We start from the raw sequence: 14,374 nt of genomic DNA on the forward strand, positions 1-14,374 counted from the left end.
GGGTCTTTCGCTTCTTGTTCTGGTACTCGGCTTCGGAGAAAGTGATCTGATCCATGCGGTAATGAATCCTAGGCAGTTGACGATGGCCGTATTATCGCTGATTTCGGAGACTTATTCAGAGTCTCCTAAGTGTTTTTTTCATTGGACTAGCTTCGCTCGTATCAGGGTAAATGGCGTAACAGCGGCGGGTATGAGCGTTAGCGCAGCAGCGTTGACCACTCGACTAACTCAAATTGACCATCGACAATAATCGTCGGCCAGACACTGTCACTGGCCTGGTGATCGTCAGGCCCCAGATGCAGCGGCTCCTCCAGGCCGATATCGATCTCGCCAAGCCCAAGCAAGCCGTCAACAATGGCTTCTCGATCCGGCGAATCGCCTGCCGCCTTAACCCCCTCTACGAACAGTTTTGCCGCTATATAACCTTCCAGGGAAACAAAGTCGGGTTCACTGCCATCGGCATACGCATCGAGCGCCTGGCGATATTCGTCGACCACCGGCAGTTCGGAATCCAGTGGCGGCACAACCTGCGTCACGATCACCCCGTCTGCCTGGTCACCCAGCTCGTTCAACAGCGCCTGACTGCCGACGAAGGACACGTTGAGGAACACCGCGTCGGGCATATCCTGGCGCGCTTCGCGAATAAAGTCGGCGGCGGGACCATAGGTACCCACGATAATCACCGCCTTGGGCGTTTCAGCGGCTTGCAGTATGGTGGCCAGCCCCTGGTGGACATTGCGGGTACCGCGAGAAAAGCGGCCATGGGCCAGGTTATCGGTGCCGGTAAAGCCCTGCGCCTCAAGCGCTTGCTTTGCGCCGTTATAGCCCGCGTCGCCAAAACTGTCGTTTTGGGTAAAAAAAGCGATCTCTCGCGGCTCAATGCCCGCCTCTATCAGGCCATCCACCATGGCGGCGGTTTCCTGCACATAGCTTGCGCGGTAGTTGATGATGTAACGGTCGGGTGGCGATTTGCGTAGCACCCCCGCGCCGGTAAAAGCGCCAAACAGCAGCGTTTCGGCTTCGTTGTAAACCGGGATGGTGACGGTCGCGGTGGGGGTGCCCACATTGCCGATGGCTGCCAGGACATCCTCGTCCTGAACCACTTCGCGGGTATGGCGAGCAGCGGTGAGCGGGTCATACCGGTCGTCAAAGGCGGCAAGTGTCAGCGTTTCGCCATTGACGCCGCCGGACGCGTTGACTTCAGCGAAGTAGGTGTCGATCCCTTTTTTCATGCCCTGCCCAAGCGAGGCGGCCGGCCCGCTGTCAGGTGCTACAATGGCAAACTTGAGTTCCGCGTGGGCTGTCGAAATTGACACCACACTCACCAGTAACGCTATCCAAAATCGTCGCATTGCCCCCTCCTTTATCTGCTTGCCCGCTTGATTGCCAAGCACGGCTGCCTCAGCACTTTTTAAAAAAAATTAAAAACGCTTTTAAAACAGTGTTATAGAACTTTATTTATGCCCACCGGAAAACCGTCGTGAACATGCACAACACTACTATCGGCCGCAGAATATAGGACTAAAGGACAATTATCCTTAATTTCTAAGTAAACATTGTCGCAAAGTATGTAAACAAACGTTCGTTAGGCAGGTGCTGGTCAAGCTTTGCCAGCTTAGCTGGGGCGCTGCAGCGCGAAACGGTCGGTGGTGCGAACATAGTCACTACCTGCCAGTCGACCCACTGGGTTGAGGACTTCCAGGCTGACGTGTCGACCGTCCCAGACATCATCATCAAGATGCAGGGAAATCACGTTGGCAAGCACCAGGTTGCCTGACATGGGCTGGTCGCCAAAGCGAATGATGTCGCGCAAGCGGCAGCCAAACGCGATCGGGGCCTTGGCAATGCGGGGGACCGATACACCGGGCATGGCCGCTTTTTCGAGCCCGGCCAGAGTAAACTCATCCTCGCCGGGAGGCAGGCTTGCGCTGGTGGTATTGAGCGCCTCGACCAACGCTTCGCTACCGACATGCACCACACATTCGGGATTTTCTTCCAGGTTGCGCACGGTATCCTTGCTTCTGCCCTGACCATTCTGTAACGGTGAAAATCCCAGCACGGGCGGATCGACGCTGACCACATTGAAGAACGAAAAAGGGGCAAGGTTGGCATTGCCCTGGCGGTCCTGGGTCGCTACCCAGGCAATCGGGCGTGGGCAAACCGAGCCGGATAGCAGCCGATACAGGGTGCCCACTTCCAGCGGCGTCTCGTCGAGCAAATAGTGCATGGTGTTTCCTCATCGCAGACAAAATAAGTCATCACGCTACCACACCCAGCGAATGCGCGAAGACATGATACCCTTGGCTCTGGCAGTTTTAACCACCGTTTTGTGACAGCCAAGAGGTAAAACGATACCTGTGACTTCATCACTCCCTGACCGTCCGCTCTCCCCCTGCCGTCAGATATGCCGCATTGAGCCAACCCAATCACTTTGTGAAGGGTGTGGGCGACGTCTGGATGAAATCGCTCGCTGGGGGCAGATGACCGAGGCCGACAAGGCCCCGGTGTGGGAACGCATCGAGGCTGAAGGCTATGTCGTCTCTGAAAGTAATTCAGCGCGGGGCGGGTGATGGCGGTCGCTCAGGATGTGGTGAAGCTCGCCGCAGTTCACCAAGGGATCATCGCAGTTGATCACGATATCCGAGTGGGCCAGCACATAGCTTCGCCCGGTAATGGTGTTTTCCACCACCTGATAAGCGCCTTCCTGGTGGGTATCGATGAAAGTGCCGATAAAGCCGGTGTCGCGCAGCGATACGGTTTCCAGCTTGTCGCCCTGCCTGAGCCGCCCTTCGTAATGCATCAGCGCCAGCCGCGCGGACGTCCCCGTACCGGTGGTGCTGCGGCAAATAACACCGGGATGCACGTAGGTCGTTGAGCGAGAACGTACATAACCTTCAGCGACCTGTTCTTCAGGCCCCATGAAATGCAGGAATGGCAGCGGCCCGACATCCCCCAGGGTGTAATGGGAAAAACCGCGCTCCGCCTTGATGGCTTCGACGATTTTATGCGCGCACAGCGCGAGCGCCGACTCTTCTTCCAGCGTCAGCTTGAAGCCTAATTCAGCGGCATCCACCAGGGCATAAAAGCCGCCACTGTAAGCGACCGAATAGGTCACCGGGCCGATGCCGGGCACGTCGATCGTCTCACGGTAGGTGTCGATATAGCTCGGCAGTCCGCCACAGGTGACCGACTCCACCACGCCGTTATGCACCCGGGCCTCTACCTGTACCAGACCCGCGGGGGCTTCGAGCTTGAAGCGTTGAAGACCTTCCTGCTTGGGAACGATACCGCTTTCCAGCACCGCGGTGGCGGTACACAAGGTGTTGGACCCCGAATAGATCGGATAGCCCATGACCTCCATGATGATGTAACCGGCGACGGCTTCCGGATCGCAGGGTGGCACCAGCAGGTCCACGGACATCTCGGGAATGCCGTAGGGCTCCTCAAGCAACAGCCGACGCAGACCGTCGGCATCATCACGCAGGTATTCCATTTGCTCGCGGACATTCTTGCCCGGGAGATGATCGATGCCCCCCGTGACAATACGGCTGACATCGCCTCCCGCGTGGGTGTCCATTAACTGGATAGTATGCTGAGTATTCATTCGCCGGACTCTTTGCGGTTAGGAAGCGTTAAGGGCAAACGGAGCGCCATGGGATTCCCACTGGCTATCCGGGACGATCACGATCTTGCCTAGATAGTTACTGCCACGATTGACGAAATAGCGCTCGGCGTCGTGGAGTTCGGACAGCTTGAAGGCGGCATGCAAGACGGGCTTCAACTCGCCGCTACGAATCCACGCCATGAGCTGTTCGGCCTCTTCCCGCGTGCCGTGGGAAACCCCAAAGATCTGCACCTGGTAGAGGTAGATACGCGTCCACATGATCTCGCTGAGGTTGCCACCGCTGGCCCCCGCGATGGAAAGCCTCGGGTAGCGTTTGCGGTGCTGCATATCGACAATCATGGTGTCGATAAACAGGTTGGTCATCTCCCCGCCGACCAGGTCCATCACCGCGTCGATGGGCTGACCGCCGGTGGTGGCCAGTACGCGATCGACAAAGGTCGGCAAGTCGCCACGGTCAATCACGGCCTCGGCCCCCAACGCGATCAACGCATCGGCTTTATCGGGCTGGCTGACGGCGTAGGGAATCGCGCCGACCACCCGGCAAAGCTGAATCAGGGCCGTGCCTACCCCGCCGCTGGCACCGGTGACCAGCACGCGCTCTCCGGCGCCGATCCCGGCGGATGTCATCATGTGGTAGGCCGTCTGGTAGGAGCACATCCCCATGGCGGCAAGCTCGGCATCGTGCAGTTCCGGGTTGGGCACGTGGTGGAACTGATCGGACGGTACGGCGATGTACTCGGCATAGCCGCCATCCGCTCCGTGGCCATAGTAGTCCGGGGTCAGGTTGATATCGCGGCGATCATCGGCATAAAGATTGAAATCCAGAAGCCCCCGCTCACCGATCCGCGAGGTATCAACGCCCTCGCCTACCGCCACGACACGGCCCGCCACATCGGCGCCCTGAATGCGTGGGAACGTCAGCGTGGGCTCGCCGCCCATGGCAAAGGAGGTCACGTCGCCCTTGTCCTTGGTGGGGTACAGACCCTCGCGGGCTTTACGGTCGGTATTGTTCTTCGCCGTCGCCGTCACCTGCACCAGCACCTCGCCCGCTTGGGGTTCGGGGGTGGCCATATCCTGACGGTACTCGAGCTTCTCAATACCGCCATGCCCGGTGAGCAGCATGGCCGCCATGGTCGGCGGCGTTGAACGAGCAGTCACGTCTGCCATTGACTGGGCTCCTCTTGACTTGACTAAGAGATAAAGCTGTTGCGCCTGATGATGACCATAACAAACTTTCGCGCCGTCTCCATCAGGCCACCGAGGGCGTCAAAACCAGTGTTTGCGTTTGAATAGCCAGATCAGCATCCCACCGATTCCCAGCATCACTCCCCAGACAAAGAAATAACCGTAGCGATAGCCAAGCTCGGGAATGTACTCGAAATTCATGCCGTAGACACCGGCAATGAAGGTAAGCGGCACAAAGATAGCGGTAATCACCGTCAGCACGCGCATGGTGATGTTCAGTTGATGCGATGAAATCGAAATGTAGCCATCGACCAGATCGCCGCAGATATCGTAATACATTTGCGTGAGGGTATAGAGCCGCTCAAAGCGCTCTTCCACATCGGTAATCGCGTGGAGGGTGTCGTTTTTATCCCGCGGCAGGTGGGCATAGTCGTAGGCGGTCAGCTCCTGGGTAATGCCCTTGTGGTAGCTGAAGATTCGACGCATTTTCACCAGCCGCGAGCGGTAGGCGGTGATACGCCGCATCAAGACATCATTGCCGTTATCCAGCAGTTCATCTTCCAGATCGCTGAGGGCGACTTCGAATTCCAGCAGGCTGTCGATGTAATACCCGGCCGACAGGTACATCACCCGCAATGCCACGTGCTCTGGGGAGTGCGCCAGCAGTGCACTGCCCTGCTCGTTGAACAGACGCTTGATGCTTAACGCCTCACCCGGGTGCAGGGTGACCAGGAAGCGCTCGCCGACAAAAAAGCTTACCTGCTGGGGCACGAAGTTCAACTGGGCATCGAACGAGGAAATACCGCGGTAAATGATCAGCGTATGGTGCTCAAACTCTTCGATTTTGGGTGGATGACGCTCTTTTTGAGCATCCTGAATCGCCATCGGATGGCATTCGAAGTCTTCCAGAAAACGCTGCTCGACGGCCTGGCTTTCGCCCTGCATATCCAGCCAGATATGACTGCCCGGCGTTTGTCGCCACAGATCGATGAGCTGTTCGTCGCCTTCGTGTACGTCCCCCTCGGGAGTGGTTAGCAGTGTCCGAATCATGATCGTCCTTGAAGGTTAACGGATGACGTTTTGGTAGGCATGTTCACTCTGGCGCGTCTGCCATATAGACCTGTGCTTTACCGGCGTGTTTGGCGTTGTACATGGCAACATCGGCGCGCTTGAGCAATTCAAGCGCCGTTTCGCTTACGTCTGGCTTATACAGCGCCACGCCAATGCTGGCACTGACATGCACCTTCGCCTCCTGCAACTGTACCGGCTGTTCGAGGGTATCAACCAACTGCCGGGCAAGCCGCTCGGCGGCATCGAGGGCGATGTTTTCCAGCAGCACGACAAACTCATCTCCGGCCCAGCGGGCGACATAGTCGGTTTCGCGTACGGCGGCGCCTAGACGTTTGGCGATTTCACGCAGCAACTCGTCACCGGCCGCATGGCCATGCATGTCGTTGACCGCCTTGAAGCCATCGAGATCCATGAACAGCACGGCGAGCGCGGTCTGCTGGCGCCGGGTGCGCGCCATCGCCTCTGGCAACCGTTCATCCAGGGCCCGCCTGTTGGGCAGTTGGGTAAGGGCGTCTTCACGGGCTTCCAGGTCGCGCAGACGCTCAAGCTGTATGCGCTCGGTAACATCGTGGAGAAAAAGGCTACGCTGATTGCGTCCCTCAATATCGAGCGACTTGATGCGTATTTCCACCGGCAACGAGCTGCCATCACGACGCGCGGCGTAGTAGTTGAAGGGCGTCTGCTGATCGCCTTCCGGCACGCCATCAGGGAAAATCAGCTGCTGAATGGGACGCGCCAGCGCTTCCCTGCGCGTCCAGCCAAACATCGTTGTCGCGGCGCGATTCCAGTCAAGCACTATGTCATTATCGTCAATGCTGATGTAGGCGTCATAGGCCGACTCGATCACCAGGTTCAGTTCCCGAGTGCGCCGCTCAATCTGGTTTTCGAGATCCAGATGCAGCGCTTCGAGGGATGACTGGGACGCTTCCCGACGCTGTTTTTCAAACAGAAAGTGCTCGCGCAGGTGAATTTCATCGGTAACAATCGCCCCAAGGTCCTTAAGCGCATTAAGCTCGGCGTCGCTAAGCTGACGTGGCCTTGTATCCACAGCACACAGCGACCCCAACGCCAACCCCTTTGACGTGCGCAGCGGAATACCCGCGTAAAAACGCACCCCGTCAGGCTGGGTCACCAGCGGATTATCCGCAAAGCGCGGGTCCTCGAGTGTATCCTCGACCACCAGCGGCGTGGTTTCCGCAATGGTATGGGCGCAGAAGGCCACGTCACGGGACGTTTCACTCAGCTCCGTCCCCACCCGTGACTTTATCCACTGGCGTTTTGCATCAATCAGCGTGACGGTCGAGGTGGGCACATTCAGTAACTGGGTGACCAGGCGGGTCACCCGATCGAATGCGGGTTCTTCCGGCGTATCCAGCAGCGCCAATTCGTAAAGCGCCGCCAGCCGAGCTTCTTCGTCGGGAAGAATAGGGTAGTTCATTGACTGTGGCCCATGATGGTAGACGATAACTTACCATCATAACGTGATCAGCCATGCTTTGCCCAAGACGCCCGGTGACCGACCACTTTCGCCCAGCCGATACTCACCAGTGAAGAAGCCAATAGCGCACCAAGGAAAGGCCCCAGGGTGGGAATACCCGCAGGGAAGGTCGCCGCCATGAGCCCCGCTGCAAGACTGCCGCTGGCGATCCAGCCGGGTAACACCGCGCCTAATAGCCCTGCAATGCCGCCGCCGATCGCCGCCGCGGTGGACATCCGTCTCCATAACCCCAGCAATACCGGTACCACGATCGCGGCACACAGCAAGTCCGCGATCAGGAATAGTCGCAGTACGGAAAGACCCTGCAGGCCGATGATTACCACCGGCACCATCAGCGCGACCGTCCACCAGCGGGCCGTGGTCAGCGACCTGCCCCGCTGCTCATGCTGGGAGACGATCAGCGAGGCAATCGCGTTCTGCAGCGTATCGACACTGGATGCCACCAGTGTCACCGCCAGCACCAGGGCCAGCAGGGCGAGCCACGACGGTGCGCTGCCCAGGAGAGCAAAAAACGGGATAGGCGGTTCACCCAGCGCCACGCCACTCATCGCAGCAAGCATCCCCAGGCCGCCGATCACCATCACTACAGCGACGGTCAACCCACCCCCCAGCCAGGCACCTAGGCCCAGGCTGCGTGAATCCTGCGCGGCCCACACCCGCTGCCAGTAACCCTGATGGAAAAGGTTCGCCGCCGTGACGGCAATGACCAGTGTCACCGCCACACTCAGTGCGTCGCCCAGCGGGGCGCTCGGCATCGACGATGCCTCTGGCAGGGTGGGTAAATAGGTGAAGGCAACACTGCTGACGATCAGCAGCAGAGCGATCAACAGCCAGGCCTGCCAGCGGTCGGTGGCAAGGCTCGCCCTCAGCCCGCCGAGCACGGTATAGGCAAGCGTGCTCAAGGCGACGCCAAGAACAACCAGAGCAGGCGGCACATCGGAGAGTAATGCGGTAATCGCCCCAATGGCCGTCAGCTCTGCGGCCAAAAAGCAAGCCATGTAGGCCACCGACACCAGTGACACCCAGCGGCGCACGCTGGTGCCGTAGCACGCCTGGGCAAACTCGGCGATGCTTCTACCTTCGGGCAACGCGCGGCGAATGGCCGGTCCGTAAAGACCGAGTACGATAAACGGCAGCGCGGAACCGATGGCATAACCAGAAAGGGCCACTGGGCCAACGAAGGCGCCGATTTCCGGCGGCGCAAACAGGATCCATGCGCCCATCCCGGAGGCAAGAAACGATAACCCGAGGGTCGCCCCGGACTGGGAATTGCGAGCTGTAATGTAATCATCGACCGTGCCACCGGCCCAGCGAGCCCGCAGGCCAAGTATGATAAAAATACCGAGTGCCGCGGCCAGCGCAGCGGATGTCAGGTAGGGCATGTCGCGCTTCCTCCGCCGGTATCATCCGGATCAGGTTCCAGGGTTAGCGCAAGCGCACTCTCAGCCTCTTGGAGGCTCCCCTGGCGACAGTGTGTGAAAGAACTTTATGAACAGGTATTATTCTCAACGAGAATCGCACCAGCGTAAAGTGGCGAGTATATGCCATTACGCGCAAGCCCCTGCGCCCCAGGGCTTTTAATCCGCGTCACCGCTGGCCATACTCAGTAGGTAATCTAATAACGTTATAGAAACCGTGCGCCTGGAGCGACACGGTTCGCTCAAAGGGAAATCTCTAATGCGCTATACAGAAGCCAAGGAACATACGCCGGGCAGGCTACATGCATTGTTTGCTGACCCTTACAATGCGTTTGAAAACGATACCGACGAGCGGCAACTGCATCTGCATATTGCGCTGTATTTGCTGCTGGCACGCCCCATGGAGCGCGGCTTGATGACGCTGCGTGTCATACACGGCTGGGAAAATGGTAGCTTTGAGCCAGCTGATTTGCAGCATGTCGACTACGCCATTAAGACCGTGGCCGACTTCAAACGCGCCGTAAAGGACTTCACCCAGGCTTCAAAAGACAACGTTGCCTTCCCCGCCGATGAAGACGCCCTGCTGGAAGCCCCACTTGACGATGCGATCGCCAATGCCGAGGCAGACGGGCAAACGCTGGATGAAGAAACGCGCACGATCCCGGCCCGTTGGCCTGCTTTTGAAGGCGGTTTGGCCCTCTATACGCTGTTCAAGATGTACCACCGCCTGGTATACGGCGAGGACGAAGCATACCGCTGTACGCAGTGCTATACCGCTGATGGACTACGTGAGATGCACGAATTTCATCTTGAAGAAGGTGAGTTTGCGCTGCTGGTGCCGACCGGCAAGCATTTTGCCTCAGAGCCCTCGATGCTGGTGCTGCACGAAAGTCAGCTTGATCCGATTGAACGGCTGCTGGAAGAAAGCTTACCGCTGTTTCAGGATTTTTAGTCCTCGCATTGACGCTCCCTCGGCCCCTTCAGGCCGAGGAAGCTACCACCCGGCGAGTGACATCAGCCAAGCGAAATGGTGCTGTTGATCCCGCTGGAGACGTTTTCGGGCTCAAACCAGCGGGCGGTCACCGTCTTGGTCTGTGTCCAGAAGGCAATCGCCTGCTTACCGTTAGGCCCCAGGTCGCCGAGCTTTGAGCCTCGCGAGCCGGTAAAGCTGAAATAGGCAACCGGCACAGGGATCGGTACGTTGATACCGATCTGGCCCACGTCAATATCGTTTTCAAAGCGCCGTGCCACCCAGCCCGAGTTGGTAAAGATAGAGGTGCCGTTGCCGTTGGGGTTGGCATTGATGAATGCGACCGCGTCGTCCAGCGTCTCCACGTTGACCACGCAGAGTACCGGGCCAAAGATCTCTTCACGGTAGATGGTCATGTCGGCCGTCACGTCGGAAAACAGTGTCGGCCCCACAAAATTACCGTCCGGAAAGCCATCAACCGAGCAACCGCGGCCGTCGACCATTAGTTTGGCGCCCTCTTTCTCGCCTGCGCCAATCAAGCGTTCGACACGTTCCTTGGCCTGGGGGGATACCAGCGGGCCCAGGTCAGCATCGCGCTGAGTGCCAGGCCCGACCTTCATGCCACGAGCGCCTTTCACAATATCGTCTAACCATTCACGGGCTTCGCCCACCAGCACCACCACCGAGTTGGCCATGCAGCGCTGCCCGGCCGCCCCAAATGCCGAGCCCAGCAGGCTGTCGATGGCCTGGCTGCGATTGGCGTCGGGCATGACCACGCAATGGTTCTTGGCGCCCATCATCGCCTGCATGCGTTTACCCGCCGCGGCGGCGCGGTTATACAGCAGCGAGCCTACGTGGGATGAGCCAATGAACGACAGCGCCTTGATCGACGGGTGATCGGCAATCTGGTTCGCCACTTCGGGGCCGCCGTGAACCACATTCAATACGCCCGCCGGAATGCCTGCCTCATGGGCAAGCTCCACCAGTCGCATGGTCGAGCTGGGATCCTGCTCCGAGGGCTTCAGGACAAACGTATTGCCGGTGGCAATGGCCAGCGGGAACATGAAGCAAGGCAGCATGATCGGGAAATTGAAGGCGGTAATGCCCGCCCCGACGCCCAGCGGATGGTGCATGGTGTAGACATCGACCTCGTTGGCGGCATTATTGGCCAGCTCGCCAAGCTGTAGCGAGGTAATGGAGCAGGCATGCTCGACCACCTCCAGCCCGCGCCCAACCTCGCCTTCAGCATCCGGCAGGGTTTTACCGTGCTCTTCTGTAATCAGCGCCGCCAGTTCAGGTGTGTGCTCGCGAATCAGCGCCTGAAGCTTGAGCATGATGCGCATGCGTTTACCCAGGGGAACCTTGCGCCACTCCTTGAAAGCCGTTGCGGCACTGGCAATGGCGCGCTCGACTTCGTCGGCGGTGCAGAAAGGCACCCTGGCAACGACTTCCTGGGTGGCTGGATTCACCACATCACGCCACTCCTGGCTCTGGGACGTGACCGGCTGGCCATCGATAAACATGGGGATATTGCGAATGGGCATGGCGTTGCTCCTGTTGTCGTTGTATTAGAAAGTTTACGTAAACGTAAACGAGCTAACGCAAGAGTAAACAGAATCTATCGGGCGGCGTCAATTAGCCCTTCCAGGGGGACAAGCCTTTACCTGTCCGATGCATGGATTAGCCACCAGGAAAGTAAAGGATGGAGACCATGTCTAACACGCGTTGGTTAACGCTGAATCAAGGCGTTGGTGAGCCAGGGAATCCAGGCTAGCAAGACCAGGGTGACCAATGTCGCCAGCAAAAACGGCAGCAGGGCACGGAAGATTTTCAGCGGCGGAGCGCCGGTCATGGATGAGGCAATAAACAGCCCGGCCCCCACAGGCGGCGTTAACAACCCCAATACCAGGGTCAGACATACCACGACGCCAAACTGATAAGGACTGATGGCAAATTGCGTCTCGGCAATCGGCATCAGGATAGGCACCACCAGAATCAGCGCGGCGATGCCGTCGATGACCATGCCCACCAGCAGTAATGCGCCAATCATCATCAGCAGAAACACAAAGGGGTCGGTCGTGAGGGCGGCGATCCACTCGGCCGCCATTTGCGGCAACTGCTCGTAGATCACCACCCAGCCAAACACCCCGGCGGCAGCAATCAGCATGATGACCAAACCGGCGTTGACCGCCGTGCGCTTGAGCACCTGAGGCATTTGAACCAGGCGCAGCTCGCCATACACAAAACGCCCCATGATCAAGGCCACAAGCGAGGCCAGCGCCGCCGACTCGGTGGGCGTGGCAATGCCCAATAAAATGCCACCAATGATGATGACCGGAATCAGCAGTGCTGGCAGTCCCCAAAGTGCATCGTGCGCTGCCTGACGGCGACTGGGCCACTGGCCCTTGGGGTATTGCTGCACCAGCCCGACCAGCGCGATCACGACGAAGAAACTCCCTCCCAGCAATAACCCCGGCAGCAATCCGGCAATAAACATCTCGGCGATAGGCACCTGAGCCATCACCCCAAACAGCACGAACAGCATCGAGGGCGGAATAATCGGCGATAGCAGTCCACCTGCCGCGGTAATCGCCGCGCTGTAAGGCGTATCGTAGCCCTCTTCTTCCATGGCGGGCACCATGGCCCGGGACATGATCGCGATTTGCGACGCTGCCGAGCCGATAATGGCCGCCATCATCATGTTGGCCACCAGGTTGATATACGCAAGACCTCCGCGGAAACCGCCCACCAGAATTCGTGCCAGGGCGATCAAACGCCTGGTGAGACCGCCTTCGTTCATCAGCTCGCCGGCCAGCATGAATAGCGGGATCGCCAGCAACCCATAGCTCTCGATGGCGCTGAATAATTGCTGCGGATAAGACTCGAACAGCACGCTATTGCCCGACACGTAGATGTACACCATCGCCGTCAGTGCGAGCACCAGGGCAATCGGGACAGCACTCAGTAGTAACAGTAAAAATACGGCAATGGTCATAAGCGCGCCCACCTCATGGCAGTGTTTCGACCGTCGGCTCATCGCCAGGGTGGCGCCACTGGGTGACCGACTGCCAGACGTTGGCCAGCCCATGCAGGCTGAGGGATAGCGCAAACCACGGCACGATCAGCCATACCCAGAACTTTTTCACGCCCAGCGTCGAGGTGTTCTCGGCGTAAATGAAGTTGAAGGTCTGCCCCTGAAACGCCCCCGTGTCGAAGCCTAATCGAGCAAGCGTGAATGGCTGATACCAGCGCCAGCAAAGCCAAACGAGTAGCAGGGCAAATACCAGCACCATGACGTCGACCCAGAGGCCTATCAGTTGTCGTCCGACACGGGGCAGCCCATCGCTCAACAAGGTCACTGCCACTCCCTGGCGACGCTTGAACACCGCACCCGCAATCAAAAACGTCATCCAGATCATGGCGTAAATCGATAGCTCGCTTATCCAGTAAAGCGGGTTACCCAGCACACGAAAGACGATATTGATCAGGATCAAACACGTCACCGCCGCAGCCAGGGCGGCAGCGGCGGTCTCTTCAAAGCGGGCAAGCCCCGAGGAAAGGCGTTGCAACATGATCGTGGAGAATCCTCGTCAGTGGTCGAGTGGTTGACTTGTCAGCGGGTTACTCGCGCAGACGCTCGGCTTCTTCGCGCAGGGTTTCCAGCATCGGTGCCTTGGGTGCCCAGATAGCTTCCCACTCGGCTATCGCGTCTGAGAAGAATTCGGCATCCGCTTCGACGATGTTGATATCCAGGGCGCGGATCTCTTCTTCCTGAGCAGCGTCTTTTTCTTCAAAGCCTACCAGCACGTTCTCCAGATGCTCCGCCATGGTCGTGTCGATCAGTTCACGATCTTCCTCGGATAGCTCTCGCCATACGCGACCCGACACCACTCCCACCATGGGGAACATCATGTGATTGGAAATCAGCAGGTTATCGGCCTGTTCGTAGAATTTGAGAATCAGGATGGAATCGAAATCCATGTCGATGGCGTCTACCTGGCCGTTGGCCAGAGCGTCGTACACTTCCAACAACGGCATGGGCGCAGGGGCTGCACCGGTGGCGGTATAGAAATCACGAATCGGCTCGAAGGGGGTGATCCGCAGGCGCTGACCTTCCAGGTCATCGGCGCTCTCGATGGGGTCACGGCTGAGCACCTGGCGCATGCCCACCATACCGTAACCGACACCGACCAGACCGACACCTTCCGGCATCAGGTCGAGGAGCTCGCCGGCGGCGTCCGAACGCAGCAAGCGGGCGGCGTGGTTGACGTCATCAACCAGATAAGGCGCATAAAGCGCACCGAAGTCGGGAATCCGATTGGAGATTTCGGCAATGGTCAGGAACGCCATGTCCAGCGCGCCGCTTTGCAACTGCTGGACCATCTGCGCTTCATTACCCAACTGCTGGGCAGGAAAAACCGACACGCTATGCTCGCCATCAGAGCGCTCATTCAGCGTTTCGGCAAAGGCTTCCGCTTCGGTTGACCAAAGGTGCTGGGCGGGGGTGATCAGGCCTAAACGAAAATCACGCGCCTGGGCATTGAAGGACGTTACGGCCAACGCGGTGGCAGTAAGTGCAAGGGTCAACCGTTTGCAGTGATTCATAA

General features: G+C 58.5%; 13 protein-coding genes and 1 riboswitch. Of the genes, 2 read left to right on the forward strand and 11 right to left on the reverse strand.

Annotated elements, in window-relative coordinates; genetic code table 11:
• Positions 1-197 precede the first annotated feature (197 nt).
• Positions 198-1,352 (reverse strand): ABC transporter substrate-binding protein, encoded by a 1,155-nt coding sequence (locus NH395_RS12130; RefSeq protein ID WP_253025129.1) that lies wholly within the window; start codon positions 1,350-1,352, stop codon positions 198-200.
• A gap of 263 nt (positions 1,353-1,615) precedes the next feature.
• On the reverse strand, positions 1,616-2,227 hold the full coding sequence (locus NH395_RS12135; protein WP_253025131.1) for a flavin reductase family protein: 612 nt from the start codon (positions 2,225-2,227) through the stop codon (positions 1,616-1,618).
• Positions 2,228-2,357: 130 nt separating this feature from the next.
• On the opposite strand from NH395_RS12135, the gene NH395_RS12140 reads away from it, so the two are divergent.
• Positions 2,358-2,570 (forward strand): DUF1289 domain-containing protein, encoded by a 213-nt coding sequence (locus NH395_RS12140; protein WP_234346855.1) that lies wholly within the window; start codon positions 2,358-2,360, stop codon positions 2,568-2,570.
• Here the strand turns inward: NH395_RS12140 and NH395_RS12145 are convergent.
• The 5 genes from NH395_RS12145 to NH395_RS12165 all read right to left on the reverse strand — a co-directional run bounded on the left by NH395_RS12145 (position 2,531) and on the right by NH395_RS12165 (position 8,761).
• A complete protein-coding gene (locus NH395_RS12145) occupies positions 2,531-3,604 on the reverse strand; it encodes a proline racemase family protein (protein ID WP_253025133.1) in 1,074 nt (357 codons plus the stop codon). The genes NH395_RS12140 and NH395_RS12145 overlap by 40 nt on opposite strands.
• Before the next feature lie 18 nt (positions 3,605-3,622).
• On the reverse strand, positions 3,623-4,792 hold the full coding sequence (locus NH395_RS12150) for a zinc-binding dehydrogenase (protein WP_253025135.1): 1,170 nt from the start codon (positions 4,790-4,792) through the stop codon (positions 3,623-3,625).
• 99 nt (positions 4,793-4,891) lie between these two features.
• Positions 4,892-5,860, reverse strand: coding sequence for a magnesium transporter CorA family protein (locus tag NH395_RS12155; RefSeq protein WP_253025137.1), 969 nt, complete (start codon positions 5,858-5,860; stop codon positions 4,892-4,894).
• Positions 5,861-5,903: 43 nt separating this feature from the next.
• Entirely contained in the window at positions 5,904-7,319 is a 1,416-nt protein-coding gene (locus tag NH395_RS12160; RefSeq protein ID WP_253025140.1) for a diguanylate cyclase, read from the reverse strand.
• A gap of 47 nt (positions 7,320-7,366) precedes the next feature.
• Positions 7,367-8,761: a sodium:solute symporter gene (locus tag NH395_RS12165; protein ID WP_253025142.1), complete on the reverse strand. Its 1,395-nt coding sequence runs from the start codon at positions 8,759-8,761 to the stop codon at positions 7,367-7,369.
• Positions 8,751-8,853, reverse strand: a riboswitch (TPP riboswitch). Its footprint overlaps the gene before it by 11 nt.
• A gap of 203 nt (positions 8,854-9,056) precedes the next feature.
• Between NH395_RS12165 and NH395_RS12170 the strand changes: the two genes are divergently transcribed.
• Positions 9,057-9,749 (forward strand): hypothetical protein, encoded by a 693-nt coding sequence (locus NH395_RS12170; RefSeq protein ID WP_253025144.1) that lies wholly within the window; start codon positions 9,057-9,059, stop codon positions 9,747-9,749.
• 62 nt (positions 9,750-9,811) lie between these two features.
• Here NH395_RS12170 and NH395_RS12175 read toward each other — a convergent pair whose 3' ends face one another.
• The 4 genes from NH395_RS12175 to NH395_RS12190 all read right to left on the reverse strand — a co-directional run bounded on the left by NH395_RS12175 (position 9,812) and on the right by NH395_RS12190 (position 14,372).
• Positions 9,812-11,311: a CoA-acylating methylmalonate-semialdehyde dehydrogenase gene (locus NH395_RS12175; protein ID WP_253025146.1), complete on the reverse strand. Its 1,500-nt coding sequence runs from the start codon at positions 11,309-11,311 to the stop codon at positions 9,812-9,814.
• Between the two features lie 185 nt (positions 11,312-11,496).
• Positions 11,497-12,762 carry a TRAP transporter large permease gene (locus tag NH395_RS12180; protein ID WP_253025148.1) on the reverse strand — a complete coding sequence of 422 codons (1,266 nt, stop codon included), beginning with the start codon at positions 12,760-12,762 and terminating at the stop codon, positions 11,497-11,499.
• Positions 12,763-12,775: 13 nt separating this feature from the next.
• On the reverse strand, positions 12,776-13,339 hold the full coding sequence (locus NH395_RS12185) for a TRAP transporter small permease subunit (RefSeq protein WP_253025150.1): 564 nt from the start codon (positions 13,337-13,339) through the stop codon (positions 12,776-12,778).
• A 49-nt stretch (positions 13,340-13,388) separates the two neighbouring features.
• Positions 13,389-14,372 (reverse strand): TRAP transporter substrate-binding protein, encoded by a 984-nt coding sequence (locus NH395_RS12190; protein WP_253025152.1) that lies wholly within the window; start codon positions 14,370-14,372, stop codon positions 13,389-13,391.
• Between the last annotated feature and the right edge of the window lie 2 nt (positions 14,373-14,374).

The sequence above is a fragment of the Halomonas sp. Mc5H-6 genome, from assembly GCF_024124705.1.
GTDB classification, from domain to species: domain Bacteria; phylum Pseudomonadota; class Gammaproteobacteria; order Pseudomonadales; family Halomonadaceae; genus Vreelandella; species Vreelandella subterranea.